The following is a 24,636-nucleotide window of genomic DNA, read 5'->3' as shown; positions in this document are numbered from 1 at the left end:
ATGCAGGAATGACTGATTACGAAACGATCGACTTCTCCCCCATCCAGGCGCTCGCCGACGACGAGGTCGTCACGCACTCCACGGTGCGCGACATCCGCCTCGCGTCCGGCAAGACACTGGCGCTCATCACGCTCGACAACGGTCGTGACCACACGCGCCCCAACACGCTCGGTCCCGGCACCTTGACAGAGCTCGGCGAGACGCTGGCGACGCTGAAGGCCCGCGCCTCGTCCGGCGAGATCCAGGCTGTCGGCATCACCGGCAAGCAATACATCCTGGCTGCTGGCGCCGACCTGTCCGACATCAGCCGTGTCGGGTCGAAGGACAACGCACGGCTGATCGCCCAACTCGGACACAAGGTCATCGGATCGCTCAGCGATCTGGGTGTCCCCAGCTTCGCGTTCGTGAACGGTCTGGCCCTCGGCGGAGGCCTGGAGATCGCGCTGAACTCGACATACCGGACCGTGGATGCCTCGGCCGCCGCCGTCGCTCTGCCCGAGGTGTTCCTCGGTCTCATCCCCGGATGGGGCGGCGCATACCTGCTGCCGAATCTGATCGGCATCGAGAACGCCCTCGAGGTCGTCATATCGAACCCGCTGAAGCAGAACCGCATGCTGAAGCCGCAGCAGGCGTTCGACCTGGGGATCATGGATGCGATCTTCCCCGCGGCGAACTACCTCGAGAACTCGCTTGCGTGGGCCGACGGCGTGCTCAGCGGCAAGACCAAGGTCGACCGCAAGAACGAGCCGGGCAAGATCGAGCGTCTCACCAAGTGGCCGATCGCCATCAAGATGGCGCGCGGCATGCTCGAGTCGAAGATCGGCACCATGCCGCGCTCGCCCTATGCGGCGCTCGAGCTGCTCGACAAGGCCAAGAGCGGCACGAAGTCCGAAGGCTTCGCCCGTGAGGACGAGGCGCTGGCCGAGCTCGTGGCCGGAGATCAGTTCGCGGCATCCATGTACGCGTTCGATCTCGTGCAGAAACGCGCCAAGCGCCCGGTCGGCGCACCCGACAAGGCGCTGGCGAAGAAGGTCACGAAGGTCGGCATCATCGGTGCCGGTCTCATGGCCAGCCAGTTCGCTCTGCTGTTCGTGCGCAAGTTGCAGGTGCCGGTCCTGATCACCGACCTCGACCAGGCTCGGGTCGACAAGGGCGTGGAGTACATCCATGAGGAGATCGGCAAGCTCGAGCAGAAGGGTCGTCTCGACGGCGACTCGGCGAACAAGCTCCGCGCGCTCGTGACCGGGACGACCGACAAGAGCCTGTACGCGGACTGCGACTTCGTCGTCGAGGCAGTGTTCGAGGAGGTCGGCGTCAAGCAGCAGGTGTTCGGCGAGATCGAGAAGATCATCGCCGAGGACGCGATCCTCGCGACCAACACCTCGTCGCTTTCCGTCGAGGAGATCGGCGCGGGGCTCGCTCACCCCGAGCGTCTGGTCGGTTTCCACTTCTTCAACCCTGTCGCGGTCATGCCGCTGATCGAGGTCGTCAAGACGCCCGTGACCGACGAGCAGACGCTGTCGACCGCGTTCGTCGTGGCGAAGGGGCTCGGAAAGAACGCCGTCCTCACTGCAGACGCTCCCGGTTTCGTCGTGAATCGCCTGCTCGCGAAGGTCATGGGCGAGGCGGCCCGAGCAGTCTATGAAGGCACTCCGGTCGCCGACGTCGAGAAGGCGTTCGGACCGCTCGGACTGCCGATGGGACCGTTCCAGCTCATCGACCTCGTCGGTTGGAAGGTCGCCGCGCACGTGCAGGACACGATGGTGCGGCACTTCCCCGACCGGTTCTACGCGAACGAGAACTTCCACGCGCTCGCGGAACTCGCCCAGGTCGTCGAGAAGGACAAGGGCGGTCGCGTTACCGGCTGGACCAAGGCGGCGGAGAAGGCTCTCAAGGGTGCCGTCGGATCGACGCCGGCGTCAGCGGAGACGATCCTCCGGCGCGTGCAGGACGGCCTCGCGCAGGAGATCAAGCTCATGCTCGACGAGAAGGTCGTGCCGGAGGTCGAGGACATCGACCTCTGCCTGATCCTCGGTGCGGGCTGGCCGTTCATCGACGGTGGAGCCTCACCGTACCTCGACCGCGAGGGTGCATCGGAGCGCGTGTTCGGCGCGAGCTTCCACACTCCGCAGATCCGCGGCATCGGCGACTGACACATGCTGGCGAAGGGTGGGGTCGGGCGGTGAGCCCGGCCCCACCCTTCTTGCGTAACGCCGGGGAAAATGATGGTGAACTCCTCGGCTCGAGGGCGCTTGTGGTCTGCTGGGGATTGCCGGATGCGCGACAGTGGAGCCATGGACGCGTTCTTCTCGATCTTCAGCAGTTCAGGGATGTCCACGCTTGTGAAGAGCGGAACCGCGGTGCTGACCACGCTGCTGGTGGTTCCGATGCTGCTCAAGCTCTTCATCGTCACGGTCGACGAGGGGTGGGCGGCGATCCGGACGCGGAACGGGAAACCCATCATCCGCAAGGCCGGCTCTCGGATGGTGCGCACCGGCCGCGGCACCGCCGGAGAGGTCGTGGTGCTGCAACCAGGCACCCATGGCGCGTTCCCGATGTTCTACTGGTACAAGCTCATCGACGTGCGTGTTCGCTCAACAGACCTCCCGGCGCGGCAGCTCACCGGCGCCACAGGGCACCAGCATCTCGTGCACGCGTCGTTCGAGTGGCGTCCCATCGCGACGGGTCGTGATCTGCGCGTCTTCGAACTCGACGTCGTGAACGTGAAGGAGCGCGCCGCGAACATCGTCGGGGCGGCCCTGCGCGACGTCATCCGCACGCTGGACGGCAATGAACTCCCCCACAACTCCGAGCTCGGCATCCGAGTGCTTCAGGAATGCGCCGAGAAGACCCTGCACGCCTGCGGTGTCGAAGTCCTCTCGGTGATGATCACCGGTGACGCGCTCACCGACGGTCATCTGCTCTCGCAGGCCATGCGCGCAACAGACCGCAACCACGAGGCCGTCGCGGCGCTGCACGCCCTGAACTGAGCGGCACGCGAGGGCTCAGCGCCGCTCGTGCAGCGGTAGATCGATCGCACCGGTCTCGCCCGCGTTGCGTGCGACGGGGATGCGTGTGCCGAGCACCTGAGCGACGACGTCCTGCGCGATCTTGGAGGCGGTCAGCCCGGCATCCGCGAGGATCTGTTCGCGCGACGCATGATCGATGAACTCATCGGGAAGACCGAGCTCGTCGACGGCGGTGTCGATGCCTGCTTCGCGCAGCACCTGCCGCACGCGGGTGCCGATGCCGCCGACGCGGATGCCGTCCTCGAGAGTGATCACGAGACGGTGATGCCGCGCCAGCGCGACGATCGACGGCTGCACAGGGATCGCCCAGCGCGGATCGACGACGGTCGCGCCGATTCCCTGCGCGCGCAGCCGAGTGGCGACATCCATCGCGAGTGCGGCGAACGGGCCGATCCCGACGATGAGAACATCTTCGCTCTCGCCGCGCGAGAGCACGTCGACGCCGTCATCCAGACGCTCGATCGCCTCGATGTCTGCCGCGACGCCGCCCTTCGGGAACCGGATGACGGTGGGCGCGTCGTCCACGGCAACAGCCTCATCCAGCGCCTCGGCGAGGCGCGCGCCGTCACGCGGGGCTGCGATGCGGATGTGCGGGACGATCTGCAGCATCGCGAGATCCCACATGCCATGGTGACTCGGACCATCGGGGCCGGTGACACCCGCGCGGTCGAGGACGAAGGTCACACCGGCTTTGTGCAGCGCGACATCCATCAGCACCTGGTCGAACGCGCGCCCCATGAAAGTCGCGTACAGCGCCACGACCGGATGCAGCCCGCCGTAAGCGAGGCCGGCAGCCGAGGCGACCGCGTGCTGTTCGGCGATTCCCACGTCGTAGACCCGCTCGGGGAACCGCTCGGCGAACGGGGCGAGACCCGTGGGTCGCAGCATCGCCGCGGTAATGGCGATGACACGCGGATCGCGCTCCCCCACGCGCACGAGCGCATCGGAGAACACATCGGTCCACCCAGTGCTGCTCGACCCCAGCGGCTCACCCGTTGCGGGGTCGATGCGGTTGACCGCATGGAACTGGTCCGCCTCGTCGTCTCGGGCCGGCTGATACCCGCGACCCTTCTCGGTGATCGCGTGGACGATGACCGGCGCACCGTAGGACTTCGCCAGCTCGAGCGTCTCGATCAGCGCCGGGATGTCGTGGCCATCGACGGGGCCGAGGTACTTGATGTCGAGATTCGAGTACAGCGCCTCGTTGTTCGTGAAGCGCGAGAGGAAGCCGTGCGTGCCGCCTCGCACGCCGCGGAACAGCGCACGGCCCGCCGGGCCGAACAGGCGGAAGAAACGGTCGGAGCGGTGGTGCAGGTCCTTGTACGCCGCTGCGGTGCGCACCCGGTTGAGATAGCGGGACATCCCCCCGATGGTCGGCGCGTAGGACCGGCCGTTGTCGTTAACGACGATGACGAGGTTGCGGTCGTTGTCGTCGGAGATGTTGTTGAGGGCTTCCCAGGTCATGCCACCGGTGAGAGCGCCGTCTCCGACGACGGCGACCACGTGCCGGTCGTCGCGGCCGGTGGCCGAGAGGGCACGGGAGATCCCGTCCGCCCAGCTGAGCGAACTCGAGGCGTGCGATGACTCGACGACGTCGTGAGGGCTCTCACTGCGCTGCGGGTAACCGGCCAGTCCCCCTCGCACGCGCAGCGCGGAGAAGTCCTGTCGCCCGGTGAGCAGTTTGTGGACGTACGACTGGTGCCCCGTGTCGAAAATGAACGGGTCGTCCGGGGATTCGAACACGCGGTGCAGGGCGATCGTGAGTTCGACGACGCCCAGATTCGGCCCGAGATGACCACCGGTGCGGGAGACGTTCTCGACGAGGAACGATCGGATCTCGGATGCCAGATCGCTCAGCTGCGCGGAGCTGAGGGTGTCGAGATCGCGCGGTCCGTTGATGCCGGGAAGAATGGGCATCAGCACCTCCTGAACGTCTTCACTGGTCGTCTCCTCGTGATGGACGACGACCTTCCGATGGTACCGCCGACGCCAGGGAATACCCCGAGGACGAACCGCTAAGGGGCCCGGATGCCGAAGCACCCGGACCCCTCGATCGGTGTCAGACCAGCGACCGCAGCACGTACTGCAGGATGCCGCCGTTGCGGTAGTAGTCTGCCTCGCCGGGGGTGTCGATGCGGACGACGGCGTCGAACTCGATCGTCTGCTTGCCCTCGGGCGAGTGCTCGCTCGGCTCCGCCGTGACGCGGACCGTCTTCGGCGTGGTCCCGTTGTTGAGCTCCTCGAGGCCCGTGATCGAGACGACCTCGGTGCCGTCAAGACCCAGCGACTCCCAGCTCTCGCCGGCGGGGAACTGCAGCGGAACGACGCCCATGCCGATCAGGTTCGAGCGGTGGATGCGCTCGAAGCTCTCCGTGATGACGGCCTTGACGCCCAGCAGGCTGGTGCCCTTGGCCGCCCAGTCACGTGATGATCCGGAGCCGTACTCCTTGCCGCCGAACACGACGAGCGGCGTACCGGCAGCCTCGTAGTTCTGGCAGGCGTCGAAGATGTAGGACTGCGGAGCATCCGGCTTCGTGAAGTCACGGGTGAAGCCGCCCTCGACCTCCGCGCCGTCGTTGACGGCGCGGACGAGCTGGTTCTTCAGGCGGATGTTCGCGAACGTGCCGCGGATCATCACCTCGTGGTTTCCACGGCGCGATCCGAACGAGTTGAAGTCCTTCTGGCGCACTCCGTGCTCCTCGAGGTACTTCGCGGCCGGTGTACCGATCTTGATGTTTCCGGCCGGGCTGATGTGGTCGGTGGTGACCGAGTCGCCGAGCGTCGCCATGACGCGGGCACCGGTGATGTCCGCGACGGGGGTCAGCTCCATCTTCATGCCCTCGAAGTACGGAGGACGGCGCACGTAGGTCGACTTCTCGTCCCATTCGAAGACCGGCCCGGTCGGGGTCGGCAGGCTCGTCCAGCGCTCGTCGCCGTCGAAGACCGTGGCGTACTGCTTGATGAACTGCTCGCGCGAGATCGACGAGTCGATGACTTCCTGGATCTCGGCGGGCGTGGGCCAGATGTCCTTCAGGAAGACATCGTTGCCATCGGTGTCCTTGCCGAGCGCATCGGTCTCGAAGTCGAAGTGCATGGAGCCGGCTAGCGCGTACGCCACCACGAGCGGCGGCGAGGCGAGGTAGTTCATCTTCACGTCGGGGCTGATGCGACCCTCGAAGTTGCGGTTTCCGGAGAGGACGGCCGTCACGGCGAGGTCGTGGTCGTTGACCGCGGCGGAGACCTCATCGATGAGTGGACCGGAGTTGCCGATGCAGATCGTGCAGCCGTAGCCGACGGTGTAGAAGCCGAGGCCCTCGAGGTCCTTGTCGAGACCGGATTTCTCGTAGTAATCGGTGACGACCTTGGAGCCGGGTCCGAGCGTCGTCTTGACCCACGGCTTCTGCTTCAAGCCCTTCTCGCGCGCCTTGCGGGCGAGAAGGCCCGCGGCCATCATCACCGAGGGGTTGGACGTGTTGGTGCACGAGGTGATCGCCGCGAGCGTGACCGCACCGTGGTCGAGGATGTAGCTCTCGCCATCAGGAGTGGTCACCGGAACCGGCTTGGAGGTGCCGTTGACCCCGCTGGAGATGTGCACAGGACGGGTGTCGTGGTCCTCGTCGCCGGGACCGGCGCCGGGGTCGGATGCCGGGAACGAGTGCTTCGACTCGAGGTCGACGAGCGAGTCGGAGGTGGACGGGTCGGCGTAATTGACGATGTCCTGCTCGAACTGCGTCTTCGCCTCGGACAGGAGGATGCGGTCCTGCGGGCGCTTGGGGCCGGCGATCGACGGCACAACGGTGCCGAGGTCGAGCTCCATGTACTCGCTGAAGACGGGCTCGTTGTCCGCGTCGTGCCACAAACCCTGCAGCTTGGCGTACTGCTCGACGAGGGCGACAGCCTGCTCGTCGCGGCCGGTCAGGCGCAGGTACTCGGTCGTGACGTCGTCGATCGGGAAGATCGCGGCCGTCGAACCGAACTCCGGCGACATGTTGCCGATCGTGGCGCGGTTGGCCAGCGGCACCGACGCCACACCGGCACCGTAGAACTCGACGAACTTGCCGACCACGCCGTGCTTGCGCAGCATGTCGGTGATCGTCAGCACGACGTCGGTCGCGGTGACGCCGGCAGGGATCTCGCCGGTCAGCTTGAAGCCGACGACGCGCGGGATCAGCATGGAGACGGGCTGGCCGAGCATGGCCGCCTCCGCCTCGATGCCGCCGACGCCCCAGCCGAGAACGCCGAGGCCGTTGACCATCGTCGTGTGAGAGTCGGTGCCGACGCAGGTGTCGGGGTAAGCCTGCAGAACGCCGCCGTTGGTGCGGTCGTAGATGACCTTGGCCAGGTGCTCGATGTTGACCTGGTGGACGATGCCGGTGCCGGGGGGCACGACCTTGAAGTCGTTGAACGCGGTCTGGCCCCAGCGCAGGAACTGGTAGCGCTCGCCGTTGCGCTCGTACTCGATCTCGACGTTGCGTTCGAGGGCGTTCTCGCTGCCGAACAGGTCGGCGATGACCGAGTGGTCGATGACCATCTCGGCGGGCGAGAGCGGGTTGATCTTGTTCGGGTCTCCGCCGAGAGCGGTGACGGCCTCGCGCATGGTGGCGAGGTCGACGATGCAGGGGACACCGGTGAAGTCCTGCATGACCACGCGGGCAGGCGAGAACTGGATCTCGGTGTTGGGCTCGGCCGCGGCATCCCACGAGCCGAGAGCCTCGATCTGCGCCTTGGTGACGTTCGCGCCGTCCTCGGTGCGGAGCAGGTTCTCGAGGAGCACCTTCAGGCTGAACGGCAGCTTGTCAAAGCCGGGAACCGTGTCGATCCTGAAGATCTCGTAGTCGGTGCTGCCGACCGTCAGGGTGCTTTTGGCACCGAAGCTGTTCACCGTGGACACGAATCCGTCTCCTTCTAGTCTGATGCGAGCGACAGGCGCTTCCATCTTGCTCGCCTGGGCTGCCGGAGGCTAGCAAGGCGCACCTAACAGTGTGCGCCCGTTTGAGCCTCGGCGAAAGTCCGCAATTTATCTTGATGTCAAGATAAATCTATCACGCGCTGGGTGCCGGGTCCTGCGGCGACGCGCGCGGATAGAGCGCTCGCACCACCAGCCAGGTGACGGCGATGAGGGGCGCGAACAGCGGGAGGCCCATGATGAGCTTCAGGGTTCCGAGCGCTGTCACCTGGTCGGTCAGATACAGCGGCAGCTGAACCGCCAGGCGTGCGAAGAACAGCACAGCCCAGGCGATGCCGAGCCATCGGAACGCCCGGCGCTTCCGGCGGTCGGAGCGCCAACCGCTGGCATCCCCCATGAGGAACCCGGCGGCGATGCCGATCAGCGACCAGCCGATGAGCGCGGAGACGAGGAACACCGTGCCGTAGACGGCGTTGGTGATGAGCCCGGGGACGAAGTTGTCGGCACCGCGCCCGGTCCACAGCGCGAGCGCGGCGGCCGCAGCGGCCGCGATCAGTCCGCCCAGAGCAGCCGAGGGCGGCGACTTCTGCACGAGCCGCACGATCGTGAAGACCGCGGCGAGCCCGACCGAGACGCCGAGGGACAGGATCAGCGGATCGGGGGCGAGGGTGAAGAGGATGACGAACGCGAGGCTCGGCAGTACCGATTCAAGGATGCCGCGCCACCCGCCCATCGCCGACCAGACGACCTTCTGCGTGCTGGACTCCTCGGTGGGGTCGAGCCCGGCCTTGCGCGCAGCAACTCCGAGGGCGGCCCCGATGACCTCGGACGCCGAGGACGGTGCCTGCTCCGGGCGCTGCTCGTCGGCCGCGCTCACGCGGAGCCCGGCGTGGCCGGCATCTTCAGCGGAATGAGGTCGCGCGGAGGCATGGGGGAACCGCCGCGGACGACGACGATCGAACGGAACAGGTCTTCGACCTTCGCCCCGGCTTCGGGGTCGGACGCCGCCGCTCCCCCGATCACGCCGCGCAGGAACCAGCGGGGTCCGTCGACACCGACGAAACGCGCGAGCCGCAGATTCGATCCTTCGGAAGCGGGGCCGGGGACCTCGGCGAGCAGCTCCTTGCCCAGTGGACCATCGCGCTCCTCGACACGACCGCCCTGCTGACGGACCTGGTCGACCAGCTGCATGCGCGTCTCGTGCCAGAGTCCGAGCGTCCGGGGCGCGGCGAACGGCTGCACCTGAAGCGACGAGTCGGCGTAATCGAGCCCGACAGCGACGATCCGCTTGGACTGCTCCTCGACCTCGAGGCGGAGGTTCAGCCCCTCCCGAGGGAGGATCTTGATGCCGCCGAGGTCGATGTACGGGCGAACCGGGTTCGCCTCGGATTCATCGAACGGGCCCTCACTGGCACGGTTCGCCGGCGCCGACTTGGACGACGGCTGGGTGGTTTCTTCTTCAGTCATTTCGTTGTTCCTGCCTGCTCGGCGCTGGGCGCCTGGTATCCCGTCGAGCCGAACCCGCCGGCACCGCGCGCACTGTCTTCGAGCTCGTCGACCGGGATGAAGTTCGCCCTGGTGACCGGCATGATGATCAGCTGTGCGATCCGGTCCCCGACCGCCACATCGTACGCGCTCGACCTGTCGGTGTTGAGCAGACTCACCTTGATCTCGCCCCGGTACCCGGCATCCACCGTCCCGGGAGAGTTCACGATGGTGATCCCATGCTTGGCGGCCAACCCGCTGCGAGGCACGACGAATGCGGCGTATCCGTCCGGCAGTGCGATGCGGACGCCGGTGGGCACCAGCGCACGTTCTCCTGGCTCGAGATGAACGGCCTCTGCGGCGACGAGATCGGCGCCGGCATCACCGGGATGGGCGTAGGAAGGCATCATCGACGCGATAATGGGGAGATCAACGGAATCGCTCACCCCACGAGGCTAATGCAGAACCCCACCACCGATACGCGCGTTCGCTACCGCGAGCGTCTCTCACCGAGCCTGTGGATGCTGGTGACCGCGGCCGTCGCCGCACCGATGCTGACACTGACGTTCACGCCGCTCGGGTCGCTGCCCGCGCTGCTGATCGGCGTGGCGGTCGCGCTGGCACTGATCGTCCTGATGATCGCCGGCTCTCCCGGCATCCGCATCGACGGGACCATCCTGCGTGCCGGACGCGCGCACATCGACGCACGGTGGCTCGGTGAGGTCACCGAGCTCTCCGGCGAAGACGCGCGCATCGCGCGCGGAGCCGGGCTCTCCGCCAGGGGATGGCATCTGATCCGCGGCGGAATCGACGGCGTGGTGGTCGTCGAGAACATCGATCCGGCTGATCCGGCGACCAACTGGACGATCTCCACGCGCACGCCCGACCGACTGGCCGCCGCGATCCGCGAGGCACGAGAAACGACAATGCGACCCTGAAAACGACAATGCGCCCCTGACCGAGAGGCCGGGGCGCATGAGCGTGAGTGCGTCTGCTGTCAGGCGGCGCACTCCTTGCAGATGGGACCATCTGCACCTTCGTGGTCCAACTGCGAGCGGTGCTTCACGAGGAAACAGCTCATGCAGGTGAACTCATCCTGCTGTGCCGGGAGAACGACGACGTCGAGCTCGAGGTCAGAGAGGTCTGCACCAGGGAGGTCGAAGCTCGACGGGTTGTCCGAGTCCTCATCCCCGGTCGTGCCGGACAACTTGTCCGGCACACGCTCCTTCAGGGCTTCGATCGACTCGGAGTCGTCTTCGCTCTTTCGGGGGGCGTCGTAATCGGTTGCCATGCGGTAGATCTCCACTTTCATGGTGCTAGTGGGCGGGGCGCCGTCGGGTAAGCGGCGGCCATAGTTTGCACGATGGCGGCGCGATAAGCAAATGCCGGTCCGTGCGACAGATCAAACTGACGGCGCGCCCGGTGTATTCCCGGCGTCCTGAGTGCGCCCGTGGCACCATGATCGGACAGCCATCAGAGGGGCATTCGCATGGAAAACGTCACGATCGTCGGCACGGAAGACGACCTCCTGATCCTCGCCACCGGTTCAGGCGAGAGGTTCGCGCTCGCCATCGATGACGTGCTGCAACGAGAGATCCGCCGTGCGCGCCGGCGCGACGACGATGAGAAGCCGCGCGTCACCGTCAGCCCTCGCGAGATCCAGGCGCACATCAGGTCCGGCCTGTCTGCGGCAGAGACCGCTGAACTGCTCGGCGTCGGCATCGACGTGGTCACGCGATTCGAGAGCCCGGTGCTCGCGGAGCGCGAGCACGTCGTCGGCCAGGCCCTTGCTGTTCCCGTTCTCATAGGCAGCGAAGTCGAGCCCGACGCTCAGCCCACCTTCGGCACGGCCATCCGCACCAAGCTCTCCGATCTCGACGCGAGCGCGGAGCGCTGGGCGAGCTGGAAGGAGGATTCCGGCTGGATCGTCAAGCTGGAGTTCACCGCCAACGAAGTCGCCCACGACGCACGATGGAGCTTCGACCCGCGCCGCAGCGCCCTGTCTCCGCTGAACGCGGATGCCACGCAGCTCTCCCGCCAGGGCTCGCTCCCCGATGGGCTCATCCCCCGTCTGCGCGCCGTGGAGGGCGCTCGGACGGAATCTCCCTACAAGGACGACAGCCGCTTCGACTCCGGCGCCTTCGGTCCCCGGCTTCTGCCTGCTCCAGAGGGCGACGTCGACGAGCCCCTCATGCCGGAGCGCTCCGGGCCCGCCGCACAGGCGGCCGCCGTCAATCGCGCTCCCGATCAGACGACGACCAGCGCCGAGACAGCCGACCTTCTGGAGGCGCTCCGGCGTCGTCGTGGCCAGCGCGAGAGCGCCCCGGTCGTCTCGGACATCGACGAGGACGCCGAGCCGGCGCGCGCATCCGATCCGATCGCGCTGTTCGACTCGCTCGAGTCCGACGATGAGCCCGAGGAGCGCCCCGTCGCCCACGAGACGCCTCAGGACGCCGGCGGTCGCAAGCGTCGCCGCAATGCGATGCCGTCGTGGGACGAGATCGTCTTCGGCGCCCGCACGGACGACTGACGGTCAGATCGCGAACACCCCTCGGCGGATGTAGGGCACCTGCCGCTCCTCCGGCGTGAGAGCGCCGTGCTGGCCGATCATCCCGCGCGAACGCTGATCCTCGGCCGTGCCGTCGTAGAACGCCTTGTTCCCGCGCGCGATGACGACGAGGTCGCCGATGCGGCGATCCGCATCGGGCGCGACCGTGGACCCGTAGATGCCCGATGACACCGCCTCCGCCCGGCTGAGAACATCGGCGTCCCCTTCGCTCAGCCGGCGCCAGGTGTCCAGCACCGCGGAACGATCGGCGTCTGCTTCGAGATAGACGTGCAGCATCCTCGGCTCTCCGCCGACATGACGGATGCCGTCCAGACGCGCATCCCCTTCGTCGAGCACGACGTGCCGGTGCGCGGGGACGTCGACCATGCCGTGGTCGGCCGTCACCAGCACGCCGACCTGTCGTGGCGGGTCGACTGCGAGGGCGTGATCGACTTCCTCGAGAGCCGCGATCCACTCCGCCGAATCGACACCGTGCTGGTGGCCGGCCTTGTCGACCTCGGGCAGATAGCAGTAGACGAGCGAACCCGGATCGTCTGCGGCGAGCTGATAGGCCACGGCGACCCGCTCGGCTGCGGTCCTGGCTGCGACGAACTCCGCGCCGCGCAGCGTGGCCTTCGTGAAGCCGCTGCGCGCGTACTTCGCGATCCCCAGGGCGTACGCGGGGTGTCCAGCGGCTGTCGCGCGCTCGAAGATCGTCGGCTGCGGCTGCCAGACGAGCGGATCGATTCCGTCCGACTCCCAGCCAGACAGCAGATTGACGAGCCGATCGCGGTCACGATCCAGGACGCGGTAGCCGACCAAACCATGGGACCCGGGCTCGACGCCGGTGAGGATCGAGGTGAGCGCCGCGGCGGTCGTCGTCGGGAACACCGAGTGGGCCACGTCCTTCTTGCCCACCCCCGCCACGAGGTGCCGAGCATGGCCGGCGTGCGCGCGGAGCTGGATCGCCCCCAGACCGTCCACGATGACGACCACGACGGATCGCGCGGGTGCGAGAGCGCCGGATCCACCCTCCAGCGCGGCAAGCAGGTCGTCCGCCACCCCGCTGATGATCCGGGCTGTCGTCGGCACGGTCGGTAGAATCGAAGACATCCGAGCCAGTCTTCCACAGGCTCAGCGACGTCCCAGGAAGTCCATGCCCCGCACCGAATCAGCCGAGCCCGCCGAGGAGCGCATCCAGGACATCGACCTGTCCAACGAGATGCAGGGTTCATTCCTCGAGTACGCCTACTCGGTGATCTACTCCCGCGCGCTGCCCGATGCACGCGACGGCCTCAAGCCAGTCCAGCGACGCATCCTGTACCAGATGGCCGAGATGGGCCTGCGGCCCGACCGCGGGCACGTCAAGAGTGCGCGCGTCGTCGGCGAGGTGATGGGAAAGCTGCACCCGCACGGCGATTCGGCGATCTACGACGCTCTCGTCCGTCTGTCCCAGGACTTCGCCCTGCGCGTGCCCCTCGTCGACGGCCACGGGAACTTCGGCTCGCTGGACGACGGACCCGCGGCCTCCCGCTACACAGAGGCGCGTCTCGCTCCCCCCGCGCTGGCTCTGACCGAGAGCCTCGACGAGGACGTCGTCGACTTCATCCCGAACTACGACGGGCAGTTCCAGCAGCCATCGGTGCTGCCGGCCGCCTTCCCGAACCTCCTCGTCAACGGCGCCAGCGGCATCGCGGTCGGCATGGCCACGAACATGGCGCCGCACAACCTCATCGAGGTCGTCGCCGCAGCCATCCATCTGCTCGAGAACCCGGATGCCACGACGGAGGAGCTCATGGAGTACGTGCCGGGCCCGGACTTCCCGTCCGGCGGCATCCTCATGGGTCTCGACGGCGTCAAGGACGCCTACGCGAACGGGCGCGGCGCGTTGCGCGTGCGCGGCAAGGTCTCGGTCGAGCAGATCGGACCGCGCCGCACCGGGATCATCGTCACCGAGCTGCCCTACATGGTCGGTCCTGAACGACTGATCGAGAAGATCAGGGATGCCGTGCAGGCGAAGAAGCTGCAGGGCATCAGCGACGTCAACGACCTCACCGACCGTCAGCACGGCCTGCGGGTGCAGATCGGCATCAAGACCGGTTTCGACCCGAACGCGGTTCTCGAGCAGCTGTACCGGCTGACCCCGCTGGAGGATTCCTTCAGCATCAACAACGTCGCTCTGGTGGAGGGGCAACCGCGCACGCTCGGCCTGAAGGAGATGCTGAGCGTCTACGTCGGCCACCGTCTCGAGGTCATCACCCGCCGAAGCCGGTACCGCCTCGCTCGCCGCGAAGAGCGGCTCCACCTCGTCGAGGGCCTCCTCATCGCGATCCTCGACATCGACGAGGTCATCCAGGTCATCCGCTCGTCCGACGACTCCGATCAGGCGCGCGGTCGCCTGCGTCAGGTCTTCGACCTGTCGGATCTGCAGGCGGAGTACATCCTCGAGCTGCGGCTGCGTCGACTGACCAAGTTCTCGCGCATCGAGCTCGAGGCCGAGCGCGACAAGCTGCAGGCCGAGATCGCCGAGCTGCGGGAGCTGCTCGGCAGCGAGGTGCTGCTGCGTGCTCAGGTGGCACGCGAACTGGATGCCGCCGCAGAGGCATACGGCACCCCGCGGCGGACGCTGCTGCTGAACGCCGCTCCCCCGAAGCCGCGCAGCTCGAAGGCGCCGGTCGACCTGCAGATCGCCGACAGCCCCACCGTCGTCGTGCTCTCCACCACGGGGAAGGCCGTGCGCGTCGACCTCGCCGACGGGCAGACGCTGGCTCCCGCTGCACGTCGAAGCAAGCACGACGCCGTCCTGGCGACCCTCACCACGACCACCCGAAGCGAGATCGGCGCGGTGACCACAGCGGGTCGCGTGCTGCGCTTCTCCCCCGTCGATCTGCCATCGGTGCCTTCGTCGTCCGTGCACCTGTCCGCTGGAGTCGCGCTGCGCGACTACGTCGGACTGCTCGACAAGAGCGAACGCGTCATCGCCCTGCTCCGCTTCGACGACGACACCCCGTTCGCGATGGGGACACGCACCGGCGTCGTCAAGCGCATCATCCCCTCAGCGCTCCCCGTGCGCCCCGACACCGAAGTCATCGGTCTGAAGGCCGGGGACAGCCTCGTGGGAGCGGGAGCCGCGCCCGACACCGCTGAGCTCGTCTTCGTCACCTCGGATGCCCAACTGCTGCACTACTCCGCCTCGGCGGTGAGGCCCCAGGGCGGCCCGGCCGGCGGCATGGCCGGTGTCAAGGTGGCGTCTGGCGCCGAGATCATCACGTTCTCGGTGATCACGAACCAGGAGGACGCGATCGTCGTCACCATCTCGGGTGCCGACGGCACGATCGCCGGGACGGATGCCGGGCGCGCGAAGGTCTCGCTGTTCGGCGAGTTCCCCGCCAAGGGCCGTGCGACAGGAGGCGTTCGCGCGCATTCGTTCCTCAAGGGTGAGGATCGGCTGCGACTCGCGTGGGCCGGCCCTCGGACTGCGCTGGCAGTCGGAACCGACGGTGCTGCTCGTGCGCTCCCCGAGACGGGCGCGAAGCGCGACGCGTCCGGTCAGCCGTTGGACGCGGTCATCGGTTCGGTCGGCACACAACTCGGCGCCTGAGCCGGGCTCGAACCCTGCCGACGCTCAGGCGTCGATCGACTCGCGGGACAGCTGATCCGACGAGTCGACGATGAACTCGCGGCGCGGGGCGACCTCGTTGCCCATCAGCAGCTCGAAGACGCGGCCGGCCGCCTCGGCATCCTCCATGCGCACTCGGCGCAGCAGACGACCTGCCTTGTCCATCGTCGTGTTCGCGAGCTGGTCCGCATCCATCTCGCCCAGCCCCTTGTAGCGCTGGATCGGCTCGTGCCAGCGCTTGTTCGCCTTGCGGAGCTTGGCCAGCAGCGTGTGCAGCTCCTGCTCGCTGTAGGTGTAGATCGTCTCATTCGGCTTGGAACCGGGGTTCATGACGATCACCCGGTGCAGCGGCGGAACGGCGGCGAAAACACGACCCTCTTCGATCAGCGGCCGCATGTAGCGGAAGAACAGCGTGAGCAGGAGAGTGCGGATGTGCGCGCCGTCGACGTCGGCGTCGCTCATCAGGATGATCTTGCCGTACCGCGCCTGATCGAGGTCGAAGGTCCTGCCGGATCCGGCGCCGATCGTCTGGATGATCGCTGCGCACTCCGCGTTGGAGAGCATGTCCCCGATCGATGCGCGCTGCACATTGAGGATCTTGCCGCGGATCGGCAGGAGCGCCTGAACCTCGCTGTCGCGGGCGCGACGTGCCGTACCGAGCGCGGAGTCGCCCTCGACGATGAACAGTTCGCTGCGGGACACGTCGTTGGAGCGGCAGTCGACCAGCTTGACCGGGAGCGACGAGGACTCCAGGGCGGTCTTGCGACGCTGCGTCTCCTTGTGGGCGCGGGCAGAGACTCGAGCCTTCATCTCGGCGACGACCTTGTCGAGCAGCTGGCTCGCCTGGTTCTTGTCGTCGCGCTTGGTGGAGGTGAAGCGCGCACCGAGCTCCTTCCGGAGCACCTGCGCGACGATCTGACGGACAGCAGGGGTCCCGAGGACCTCCTTGGTCTGCCCCTCGAACTGCGGCTCCGGCACCTCGACGGTGAGCACGGCGGTGAGACCGGCCAGCACGTCGTCCTTCTCGAGCTTGTCGTTGCCGACCTTCAGGCGCCGGGAGTTCTGATCGACCTGCGCCCGCAGAACCTTGAGCAGCTCCTGCTCGAAGCCCTGCTGATGCGTACCGCCCTTGGGCGTCGCGATGATGTTGACGAAGGAGCGGGTGACCGTGTCGTAGCCGGTCCCCCAGCGCATGGCGAGATCGACGCGGCACTCGCGCTCGACCTCGGTGGAGACCATGTGACCGTCCGCCTGCAGCACAGGGACGGTCTCCTTGAACGTGCCCGACCCCTGGATGCGCCAGGTGTCGGTCACGGGAGCATCCATCGCGAGGTACTCGACGAACTCCGAGATTCCGCCCTCGTAGTGGAAGGACGTCTCCTTGGCCGCACCGTCCTCGCCGCGCGATTCCTCGCGCTCATCGCGGATCGTCAGTTCCAGCCCAGGGACGAGGAACGCAGTCTGACGTGCACGCGTCTCGAGTTCGCCGAGCTGGAACGCGGCATCCTTCGTGAAGATCTGACGGTCGGCCCAGTACCGCACCCGCGTGCCGGTGACACCGCGCGCGGTCTTGCCGATGACCCGCAGCTCGCTGCTCTTCTCGAACGGGGCGAACGGGGCGTCGGGCCGCTTCTCACCGGAGTCCGTGAACAGGCCGGGCTCACCGCGGTGGAACGACATCGCGTACGTCTTGCCGCCGCGATCGACCTCGACGTCGAGACGCTCGGACAGCGCGTTCACGACGGAGGCGCCGACGCCGTGCAGACCACCCGACGCCGCGTAGGATCCGCCGCCGAACTTTCCGCCGGCGTGGAGCTTCGTGTAGACCACCTCGACTCCGGTGAGCCCGGTGCGCGGTTCGATGTCGACGGGGATGCCTCGGCCGCTGTCCTGCACCTCGACGCTGCCGTCGGCGTGCAGGATCGTCTCGATGCGCGTGCCGTTCCCGGCGACGGCCTCGTCGACGGCGTTGTCGATGATCTCCCACAAGCAGTGCATGAGTCCGGGAGAACCGTTCGACCCGATGTACATGCCCGGGCGCTTGCGGACCGCTTCGAGCCCTTCGAGGACTTGAAGATGATGGGCGGAGTACTCGGCGGTCACAAGGATCGATTCTATTCGCGGAGCCGTCTTCGGCCTCGCAGACACTCCCCTGTGCAGCCGTACTCAGCGCGCCCGCGTACGCGGTGAGCGAAACACGCCGCCATCCGGGCATGACTCCCAGCCCGGCGTGGTTGTATTGAGCACATCCCGAAACGGACGCCGATACCCGAGGAGGCACCGAGATGAACGCTACAACCGAACGTGAGACCTCCACCGTCGAGTACCGCCTGACGGCCATGGATCGTTGCGACTCCTGCGGAGCGCAGGCCTACATCGCCGCAGAGGTGAACGGTTCCGAGCTGCTGTTCTGCGCACACCACGGACGCAAGTACGAAGAGAAGCTGCGCAGCATCGCGACCTCGTGGCACGACGAGACCGCACGCCTCGTGGACACGGTCTGATCCGACCCGAGTCTTCACCGACGCGCGGAGCAGACGCTCCGCGCGTCAGCTGTATCTGCGGGCGATCAGCGGTGACACGCGGGTGAGGATCTCCTCGCCGACGGTGTCGATCCTCTCGGCGAGATCGGTCGCGCTCGGACCGCCATCGCCGAACACCGTCACAGTGTCCCCGACGGCAGCCGCGTCCCAGCGGGCGAGGTCGGTCCAGGTTCCGTCGATGTGGAGGATGCGCCGCGTCGCCGGATCGCCGAGGTGCGCTCCAGCAAGGGTCGACGGGAGTCCGTCCAGGGCTCCGATGTCGATCCGAACGCGATCGTCGCTGACGTCGACGACGTCGGCTCGGAGTGACGCGACAGGACGGATGCCGTCGAGCTCCGGTCCATCGGCAGAGCGAATGCCGTAGCAGAACGCGCCGATCCGGCTCAGCGATCCTCGTAGCTCCGGTCGCGCCCAGGATGCAGCGGACGCGGTCAGATGCAGCTGCTCAGGTGAACCTCCGGCCTTCTGGAGCGCGTCGACGGCGGTCAGGAACTCCACTTGAGCCGCGTCGTCCTCGCCGTCGCTGGCCTCGGCGAGATGACTCCACACGCCCGTGACGTGGAGCAGGCCGGCGTCTTCTGCGCGACGTGCTTCAGCGACCGTGTCGCCCCAGTCCTCCGGCCTGATGCCGTTGCGGTGCAGGCCGGTGTCGATCTTGAGGTGCACCCGCGCCCGACGCCCAGCGCGATCGGCCTCGGCGATCACCCGTCGCAGATAGGCGGCAGTGCCGACGCCCAGGTCCACGTCCGCACGGATCGCCTCGGCGACCTCGTCAGCCGCAGACGTCGCCCAGGCGAAGATCCGGGACTCGGGAGCCGCCGCACGGATCCGCAGAGCCGACGGCACATCGTACGAACCGAACCATCGGACTCCGGCGGACAGCGCCGCCGGCACCGCCCAGTCCAGCCCGTGCGCGTACGCGTCGTCCTTGGTGACGAGCATCATCTCGCCGGGGGCGATGCGCTCGGCTACCGCCTGGATGTTGTCGAGGAAGGTCTGGGTGCGGACCTCGAGGCGGGCGGACATCAGTCCTCCTCTGCTCTCGCGGCACGGAGGCCGACGGCGCAGGCGAGTTCCGCTGCGGTGAGACCTGTCACCGCGGACCACTCGGCGAGGAAGCCGGCGGCTGGGCCGCCTCCCCCGAAGTAGGTGACCTCTTCGCCTTCATCGGCCGCCGCGTCCGTCGCACCGAGGTCGACGACGCACACATCCATCGCCACGCGTCCGACAATCGGATGCACGCGTCCTCGGAGTTCGACATGCGCGCGGTTGCCGAGTGCCCGCACGACGGCCTGAGCGTAGCCGCCCGTGACGAGGGCCACCGTGGTGTCGCGCTCCGCGCGGTGCGTGTAGCCGTACGAGACGGCCTCCCCTCGTCGCAGGGGCTTGATCGACATGACACGTCCTGACAGCCGCATCACCGGTCGATCCACGGAGTCAGCGCCTGCGCCGGTGGGGAACCCGTAGAGCGCCGCAGGGTCGATGTCCGGTTCAGTTGTCGCGCTCGCATCCAGGCCATCGGCGCGCAGCATCCGCGCCGTCTCCGCATCGTCGACGCGCACACCGTCGGCCCCCGCCAGCAGCACAGCGTCGGCCACCTGATGCAGGCCGTGTCCGTACGCGTCACGACGCAGATCCGCGACGCGGCCACCGGCCGCGACGGCCGCCTTCGCATGAGCTGTCAGCGCAGAACGAGAGATCACGGCGCGGGTTGCCGTGCTGCGAAGAGTGACCACTCATCGAGTCTACGGGCCGTGTCGTGCGCCGCCGCTGAAGGCGGGCGTTCGGGCGTCGCCGCCTAGAATGGTGTGTCCGCGACGAATCTGGAGAACGAATGCCTGCCAACGGCCTGGGCGTCATGCCCCGCCTGCGATACCTCGCCAACCGCGCACGCCGCATCGATGTCGGATCGGTGTTCACGCGCGCCCGCGAGGTTCGCGACCAGCACGGCAAGGCCGTCCCGGTGGTGGTCGTCGACATGCTGTGGAGTGCGGCATTCAAGAACGTGGGTTTCCAGGATTACGTCGACTACGACTTCGCGACGCTGAACAGCGCGGAGCGCGCGACCTATATGACTCACCCGGTGTCGAATCAGCTCTCGCAGCGGTACGACGCCGAGCCGTACCGCCCGACGTTCCACGACAAGCTCGCGTTCAATCGCGTATTCGACGAGTTCCTGCGTCGTGAGTGGCTCGAGGTCACGAGCGACAACGCAGCCGAGTTGGAGGAGTTCACCCGCCGGCACGGCACGATCATCGCCAAGACGCGCATGGGCCAGGCCGGCAGCGGCGTCAAGCGGTATCACGCCGCAGACGTGGACGACTGGTCCGAGTTCCACCGCGGCCTGTTCACGCGCGGCGAGGTGGTCATCGAGCAGGTGATCCCGCAGCACGCCGACCTTGCGGCCGTTTGCCCCGGGACGGTCAACACCACCCGCGTGACCGCATTCTTCGACGGACAGAAGACCCACATCCTGGCCGTCGCGCAGAAGTTCGGGCGCGGCGAGGTCAGCGACCAGATGTCCTTCGGCGGCTTCTACACGATGCTCGACCCCGAAACAGGGCGTGCGCGCTCGGCCGGGTACGATTCCCACGGCCACGTGCACGTCGACCACCCGGACTCCGGGTTCCGCATCGCCGACTTCCAGCTCCCCCTCTTCGATGAGATGGTCGCGTTCGTCGACACCGTCGCGCGCGTGGTCCCCCAAATCCAGTACGTGGGCTGGGACATCGTGATCGGCCCGGACGGCCCTGTGCTGGTCGAGGGCAACTGGGGCGCCGGCGTGTACGAGAACAAGCCATCGGTGTCGGGCATCCGCACCGGCAACAAGCCCCGCTACCGCGCCGCGATCGGGTTCTGAGCCCCGCGCTCGCCGACGCCGTCCTCAGCGTCGACGCAGCATCCGTACAGCCGTCGTCAGCTCCGGCACGCGGAACAGTGCGAGCAGCGCCACGAAGACGACGCCCGTCACGACGGCGATCAGGGCAGCGCCCAGGGCTCCCTGCAGCATGCCGGAGAGCATCCAGCTGTCGACTCCGCCGACGAGAAGGAAGACGCCCCAGCCGGCCGCAGCAGCTGGCACGGCCAGCAGTACGAAGCGACCCAGGGCGAGGATCGTGCCGCCGAGACCGAACGATCCGAACTTGCGCTTCAGCATGATCGCGGCGATCACGGTCTGAACGGCACTCGCCACCGACTGCGCGAGGGCGACCATCGCGGCCCGCTGCTCGAGGGGCGTGGTGGCTGCCACGACCAAGGTCAGAACGACGAGTAGAGCGGCCTGTATCAGCGTGTAGATGAAAGGGGTGCGCGCGTCGCCGTAGGCGTAGAAGGTGCGTTGCACGACGAACAGCACCGCCAGTGGCAGGAGACTCACAAGATATGCCAGTAGCAGGGGCGCAATGAGGACGGCCTCGGCTGCCGACTTGCTGAAGATGCGGGAGGCGGGGATCGACGCCACGGCGATCGCCGCCATCGCGACGACGACGAGCAGGCCGAGGATGCGGATCGCCTGGCGAACGGTCTCCCGGACCTCATCCCCCTTTTCAGCCGCGACCTCTTCGCTGATCCTCGTGAAGTACGGCGTTCCGATCGCGAGAACGATCGTGGAGTAGGCGACCATGAACACGAGCCAGGTGTACTGGGATGCCGCGACCGACGCGTTCTCGCCCGATGCCGGCGTGACGACCCTGGACTGGACGAGCCCGACCAGCTGGCCGGCCAGCGTCGTGAGGAATGTCCAGAACGCGAGCTTGCCCATGCGACCCAGCCCCATGCCGCGCCACTGGAAGTCGAGCCGCAGCGGGATGCCGATCCGACGCCAGAAGAGCACGAGGACGACCATCTGCGCGATCACGCCGAGGGTGGCCGTGCCGCCGAGCAACGCGATCATCTCCGTGTTCCAGCCGCCGAGCCCGCTGCGACTCTGGCCGAACAGAACCATGAACAGCACGAAACCGGCGATGGATACGGCATTGTTGACGATCGGCGCCCAGGCATACGGGCCGAATACACGCCGCGCATTGAGGATCTCGCCCAGCAGAGCGAACATGCCGTAGAAGAAGAGTTGCGGCACGCACCAGTATGCGAACTGGATCGCAAGCGCCGACTGCGCCGGCCCGAAGTCGGAATACAGGTCGATCAGCACGGGCGCGCCGAGCGTCGCCACCAATGTGATCGATCCGACGATGATGGTGCCGAGCGTCAACAGCTTGGCGAGGAAGGCGTGCCCGCCGTCGTTGTGTGCGGTGGCTCGGACGACCTGCGGCACGATGACGCCCGTGAGGACACCGGCCGAAATCACCTGGTAGATGCTGTTGGGAAGTTGGTTGGCGACGGCGAAGGCGTCAGACGCCATGCCGACAGAGCCGATCGCCGCGACCAGCACGACTGCACGCAGTAGACCCGTCAATCGAGACACGAGCGTCCCGGCAGCGATCATCGCGCTGGCGCGTCCGATTCCCATCGAGACCCTTCCCAGTGAAGTCCGAGCGCGGCCTCTGCGGCCTCAGCACATCAGACGGCGCGGATGATGCCCATCGGGGTCGACTGATGCCCTTGCCCGAGCGGGTTGTCCTCGAGGATGCGGACGAGGCGGTCCTCGCCGGCGCGGTCGAGCGTCGAGCCGAGGATGTTGCCACCCAGGTCGTTGATGTCGACGACGGCGACCTCGGCCTTCCCGCCGATCAGCGTCTGAACATGCGCGGCCACGCCGCGCGGGTTCTTCGGGCCGAGCACGACCGCCTGGTTGTACGGCGGGATCGTGCCGGAGGTCGGGCCGTCGATGGCCCTGGCCTTGTCACCGGCGATGCGGTAGAAGTCGCCCTTGCGTCCGAATGCCTTGGTGACGGCCGCCACGGCAGCGGCCAACAGGATGCGCGGAGTTCCGCACTCACGCAGCGCCATCTCCATCGTCTCGGGCATGCCGAGGCCGATGCCGTATGGCGTGCGGGTGACGTACTTCGACAGGAACAGCGCGAGCTTGCGGGGCTTGATCTCGTCGAGACGGTACGACCGGCCCTGCGTGATCGCCACGATCTTCTCGGTCACGAACAGCACGTCGCCCGGTTGAACGGCATCCGCCGCGTACTCGGTGATCACGGCATCCAGGTCGTCCTCGGGCATGACGACCTTGGTCTTCAGCGGAATGCGGGCGTAGCTCGTGCCGTCGACGTCCGTCTCGAGCGCCTTGCCCTCATTCGCCTTACCGTCGCTCGCCTGCATCACTCGAGGTAGTCCCGCAGCGACTGCGAGCGGCTCGGGTGGCGCAGCTTCGCCATCGTCTTCGACTCGATCTGGCGGATGCGCTCGCGCGTGACGCCGAACGTGTCGCCGATCTGGTCGAGAGTCTTGGGCTGGCCGTCGCCGAGGCCGAAGCGCATGCGGATGACGCCTGCTTCGCGCTCGGACAACGAGTCGAGCAGCTGCTCGAGCTGACGCTGCAGCATGGTGAATCCGACAGCATCGGCCGGAACGACCGCCTCGGTGTCCTCGATGAGGTCACCGAACTCGCTGTCGCCGTCCTCGCCGAGCGGGGTGTGCAGCGAGATGGGCTCGCGACCGTACTTCTGCACCTCGACGACCTTCTCAGGGGTCATGTCGAGCTCGCGGCTGAGCTCCTCAGGAGTGGGTTCGCGTCCCAGGTCCTGAAGCATCTGCCGCTGAACGCGTGCGAGCTTGTTGATGACCTCGACCATGTGCACCGGGATGCGGATCGTGCGGGCCTGGTCGGCCATGGCACGGGTGATCGCCTGACGGATCCACCACGTGGCGTACGTCGAGAACTTGAAGCCCTTGGTGTAATCGAACTTCTCGACGGCGCGGATGAGGCCGAGGTTGCCCTCCTGGATCAGGTCCAGGAACTGCATGCCACGACCGGTGTAGCGCTTGGCGAGTGAGACGACGAGGCGGAGGTTCGCGCCGAGCAGGTGGCTCTTGGCGCGCTGACCGTCGCGGGCGACCCACTGCAGGTCGAGTCCCAGCTGGCCGGTCTTCTCGGCAGCGGACATCGCCGACAGCTTCTCCTCGGCGAACAGACCGGCCTCGATGCGCATCGCGAGCTCGACCTCTTCGGCCGCGTTCAGAAGCGCGACCTTTCCGATCTGCTTCAGGTAGTCCTTGACCGGGTCGGCAGTCGCACCGGTGATCTGCGTCGAGTAGACGGGGACGTCGTCCTCGTCCTTGGACGTGAGGACGATCGCGCCGGTGGGCAGCGGCTCGGTGAAGGCCGGCTTCTTGTCGTCTTCCTCGGAATCCTCGGGGACGACGTCCGCCTCGGCCTGAGCCTGATCGACGATGTCGTCGGCCTTCTTGCGGCGAGCGGGAGCCTTCTTGGCTGCGGGAGCCTTCTTCGCAGCAGGAGCCTTCTTCGCAGCCGGCTTCTTCGCCGCAGCAGTGACGGCTTCGGTCTCGACGACCTCTGCTTCAGGTTCGGTCGTCTTCTTCGTCCGGGAGTTCTTGGTCGCGGCAGGAGTCACGTTTCGCCTTTCACGGGGCGGGCGCGCAGC

Annotated in this window: 20 protein-coding genes; 7 read left to right on the top strand and 13 right to left on the bottom strand. The window is 67.2% G+C overall.

Going from position 1 to position 24,636, the window contains the following annotated elements:
• Positions 1-8 precede the first annotated feature (8 nt).
• A complete protein-coding gene (locus KHB019_RS01890) occupies positions 9-2,153 on the top strand; it encodes a 3-hydroxyacyl-CoA dehydrogenase NAD-binding domain-containing protein (RefSeq protein ID WP_337457978.1) in 2,145 nt (714 codons plus the stop codon).
• Between the two features lie 123 nt (positions 2,154-2,276).
• A complete protein-coding gene (locus KHB019_RS01885) occupies positions 2,277-2,990 on the top strand; it encodes an SPFH domain-containing protein (RefSeq protein WP_230103159.1) in 714 nt (237 codons plus the stop codon).
• A gap of 15 nt (positions 2,991-3,005) precedes the next feature.
• Here the strand turns inward: KHB019_RS01885 and dxs are convergent, their stop codons facing one another.
• From dxs to dut, 5 genes are all read right to left on the bottom strand, one after another.
• Complete coding sequence (gene dxs, locus KHB019_RS01880) at positions 3,006-4,946, bottom strand: 1-deoxy-D-xylulose-5-phosphate synthase (protein WP_337457977.1); 1,941 nt, start codon at positions 4,944-4,946, stop codon at positions 3,006-3,008.
• A 142-nt stretch (positions 4,947-5,088) separates the two neighbouring features.
• Entirely contained in the window at positions 5,089-7,920 is a 2,832-nt protein-coding gene (locus KHB019_RS01875; protein ID WP_290368259.1) for an aconitate hydratase, read from the bottom strand.
• Between the two features lie 151 nt (positions 7,921-8,071).
• The gene (locus KHB019_RS01870; RefSeq protein WP_337457976.1) at positions 8,072-8,812 is read right to left on the bottom strand and encodes a DUF3159 domain-containing protein; all 741 of its coding nucleotides are present in this window, start codon (positions 8,810-8,812) and stop codon (positions 8,072-8,074) included.
• Positions 8,809-9,402: a DUF3710 domain-containing protein gene (locus KHB019_RS01865; RefSeq protein ID WP_325470686.1), complete on the bottom strand. Its 594-nt coding sequence runs from the start codon at positions 9,400-9,402 to the stop codon at positions 8,809-8,811. The genes KHB019_RS01870 and KHB019_RS01865 overlap by 4 nt, the downstream gene beginning before the upstream one ends.
• On the bottom strand, positions 9,399-9,866 hold the full coding sequence (gene dut / locus KHB019_RS01860; protein WP_230103154.1) for a dUTP diphosphatase: 468 nt from the start codon (positions 9,864-9,866) through the stop codon (positions 9,399-9,401). Before dut ends, KHB019_RS01865 begins: the two co-directional genes overlap by 4 nt.
• 12 nt (positions 9,867-9,878) lie before the next feature.
• On the opposite strand from dut, the gene KHB019_RS01855 reads away from it, so the two are divergent.
• Positions 9,879-10,358, top strand: coding sequence for a DUF3093 domain-containing protein (locus KHB019_RS01855; protein WP_325470687.1), 480 nt, complete (start codon positions 9,879-9,881; stop codon positions 10,356-10,358).
• A gap of 59 nt (positions 10,359-10,417) precedes the next feature.
• Here the strand turns inward: KHB019_RS01855 and KHB019_RS01850 are convergent, their stop codons facing one another.
• Positions 10,418-10,711: a DUF4193 domain-containing protein gene (locus KHB019_RS01850; protein ID WP_144796210.1), complete on the bottom strand. Its 294-nt coding sequence runs from the start codon at positions 10,709-10,711 to the stop codon at positions 10,418-10,420.
• 198 nt (positions 10,712-10,909) lie between these two features.
• On the opposite strand from KHB019_RS01850, the gene sepH reads away from it, so the two are divergent.
• Positions 10,910-11,950, top strand: coding sequence for a septation protein SepH (gene sepH, locus KHB019_RS01845; protein WP_230103152.1), 1,041 nt, complete (start codon positions 10,910-10,912; stop codon positions 11,948-11,950).
• 3 nt (positions 11,951-11,953) lie between these two features.
• Here sepH and KHB019_RS01840 read toward each other — a convergent pair whose 3' ends face one another.
• Complete coding sequence (locus KHB019_RS01840) at positions 11,954-13,081, bottom strand: alkaline phosphatase family protein (protein WP_230103151.1); 1,128 nt, start codon at positions 13,079-13,081, stop codon at positions 11,954-11,956.
• A 43-nt stretch (positions 13,082-13,124) separates the two neighbouring features.
• Between KHB019_RS01840 and KHB019_RS01835 the strand changes: the two genes are divergently transcribed.
• Positions 13,125-15,569: a DNA gyrase/topoisomerase IV subunit A gene (locus KHB019_RS01835; protein WP_325470688.1), complete on the top strand. Its 2,445-nt coding sequence runs from the start codon at positions 13,125-13,127 to the stop codon at positions 15,567-15,569.
• A 24-nt stretch (positions 15,570-15,593) separates the two neighbouring features.
• Here the strand turns inward: KHB019_RS01835 and KHB019_RS01830 are convergent, their stop codons facing one another.
• Positions 15,594-17,690: a DNA gyrase/topoisomerase IV subunit B gene (locus tag KHB019_RS01830; RefSeq protein ID WP_325470689.1), complete on the bottom strand. Its 2,097-nt coding sequence runs from the start codon at positions 17,688-17,690 to the stop codon at positions 15,594-15,596.
• Between the two features lie 182 nt (positions 17,691-17,872).
• Between KHB019_RS01830 and KHB019_RS01825 the strand changes: the two genes are divergently transcribed.
• On the top strand, positions 17,873-18,091 hold the full coding sequence (locus tag KHB019_RS01825) for a DUF7455 domain-containing protein (protein ID WP_194419646.1): 219 nt from the start codon (positions 17,873-17,875) through the stop codon (positions 18,089-18,091).
• 45 nt (positions 18,092-18,136) lie between these two features.
• Here KHB019_RS01825 and KHB019_RS01820 read toward each other — a convergent pair whose 3' ends face one another.
• Together KHB019_RS01820 and KHB019_RS01815 are read right to left on the bottom strand one after the other, a co-directional pair.
• Positions 18,137-19,156 carry an alanine racemase gene (locus KHB019_RS01820; protein ID WP_337457975.1) on the bottom strand — a complete coding sequence of 340 codons (1,020 nt, stop codon included), beginning with the start codon at positions 19,154-19,156 and terminating at the stop codon, positions 18,137-18,139.
• Positions 19,156-19,866 carry an alanine racemase C-terminal domain-containing protein gene (locus KHB019_RS01815; protein WP_230103147.1) on the bottom strand — a complete coding sequence of 237 codons (711 nt, stop codon included), beginning with the start codon at positions 19,864-19,866 and terminating at the stop codon, positions 19,156-19,158. The genes KHB019_RS01820 and KHB019_RS01815 overlap by 1 nt, the downstream gene beginning before the upstream one ends.
• Before the next feature lie 98 nt (positions 19,867-19,964).
• On the opposite strand from KHB019_RS01815, the gene KHB019_RS01810 reads away from it, so the two are divergent.
• On the top strand, positions 19,965-20,990 hold the full coding sequence (locus tag KHB019_RS01810; RefSeq protein ID WP_337457974.1) for a sugar-transfer associated ATP-grasp domain-containing protein: 1,026 nt from the start codon (positions 19,965-19,967) through the stop codon (positions 20,988-20,990).
• A 24-nt stretch (positions 20,991-21,014) separates the two neighbouring features.
• Here the strand turns inward: KHB019_RS01810 and murJ are convergent, their stop codons facing one another.
• The 3 genes from murJ to KHB019_RS01795 are packed head-to-tail and all read right to left on the bottom strand — an operon-like array spanning position 21,015 to position 24,606.
• Complete coding sequence (gene murJ, locus KHB019_RS01805) at positions 21,015-22,595, bottom strand: murein biosynthesis integral membrane protein MurJ (RefSeq protein WP_337457973.1); 1,581 nt, start codon at positions 22,593-22,595, stop codon at positions 21,015-21,017.
• Between the two features lie 50 nt (positions 22,596-22,645).
• Positions 22,646-23,353 (bottom strand): coenzyme F420-0:L-glutamate ligase, encoded by a 708-nt coding sequence (locus KHB019_RS01800; RefSeq protein ID WP_337457972.1) that lies wholly within the window; start codon positions 23,351-23,353, stop codon positions 22,646-22,648.
• The gene (locus KHB019_RS01795) at positions 23,353-24,606 is read right to left on the bottom strand and encodes an RNA polymerase sigma factor (protein WP_337457971.1); all 1,254 of its coding nucleotides are present in this window, start codon (positions 24,604-24,606) and stop codon (positions 23,353-23,355) included. The genes KHB019_RS01800 and KHB019_RS01795 overlap by 1 nt, the downstream gene beginning before the upstream one ends.
• Positions 24,607-24,636 lie beyond the last annotated feature (30 nt).

The organism is Microbacterium sp. KHB019 (assembly GCF_037285405.1).
In the GTDB taxonomy this organism is placed as follows: domain Bacteria; phylum Actinomycetota; class Actinomycetes; order Actinomycetales; family Microbacteriaceae; genus Microbacterium.
Note: the sequence above shows the minus strand (reverse complement) of the source record. Positions and strands in the feature narration are given on the sequence as shown.

What these genes read in the sequence shown, in the direction of transcription:
- KHB019_RS01800 (WP_337457972.1), bottom strand. Translation starts at nt 23,353, where the DNA reads ATGCAGGCGAGCGACGGTAAGGCGAATGAGGGCAAGGCGCTCGAGACG.
- KHB019_RS01890 (WP_337457978.1), top strand. Translation starts at nt 9, where the DNA reads ATGACTGATTACGAAACGATCGACTTCTCCCCCATCCAGGCGCTCGCC.
- KHB019_RS01865 (WP_325470686.1), bottom strand. Translation starts at nt 9,402, where the DNA reads ATGACTGAAGAAGAAACCACCCAGCCGTCGTCCAAGTCGGCGCCGGCG.
- KHB019_RS01840 (WP_230103151.1), bottom strand. Translation starts at nt 13,081, where the DNA reads ATGTCTTCGATTCTACCGACCGTGCCGACGACAGCCCGGATCATCAGC.
- KHB019_RS01855 (WP_325470687.1), top strand. Translation starts at nt 9,879, where the DNA reads ATGCAGAACCCCACCACCGATACGCGCGTTCGCTACCGCGAGCGTCTC.
- dxs (WP_337457977.1), bottom strand. Translation starts at nt 4,946, where the DNA reads ATGCCCATTCTTCCCGGCATCAACGGACCGCGCGATCTCGACACCCTC.
- KHB019_RS01825 (WP_194419646.1), top strand. Translation starts at nt 17,873, where the DNA reads ATGAACGCTACAACCGAACGTGAGACCTCCACCGTCGAGTACCGCCTG.
- murJ (WP_337457973.1), bottom strand. Translation starts at nt 22,595, where the DNA reads ATGGGAATCGGACGCGCCAGCGCGATGATCGCTGCCGGGACGCTCGTG.
- KHB019_RS01810 (WP_337457974.1), top strand. Translation starts at nt 19,965, where the DNA reads ATGCCTGCCAACGGCCTGGGCGTCATGCCCCGCCTGCGATACCTCGCC.
- KHB019_RS01835 (WP_325470688.1), top strand. Translation starts at nt 13,125, where the DNA reads ATGCCCCGCACCGAATCAGCCGAGCCCGCCGAGGAGCGCATCCAGGAC.
- KHB019_RS01820 (WP_337457975.1), bottom strand. Translation starts at nt 19,156, where the DNA reads ATGTCCGCCCGCCTCGAGGTCCGCACCCAGACCTTCCTCGACAACATC.
- sepH (WP_230103152.1), top strand. Translation starts at nt 10,910, where the DNA reads ATGGAAAACGTCACGATCGTCGGCACGGAAGACGACCTCCTGATCCTC.
- KHB019_RS01885 (WP_230103159.1), top strand. Translation starts at nt 2,277, where the DNA reads ATGCGCGACAGTGGAGCCATGGACGCGTTCTTCTCGATCTTCAGCAGT.
- KHB019_RS01850 (WP_144796210.1), bottom strand. Translation starts at nt 10,711, where the DNA reads ATGGCAACCGATTACGACGCCCCCCGAAAGAGCGAAGACGACTCCGAG.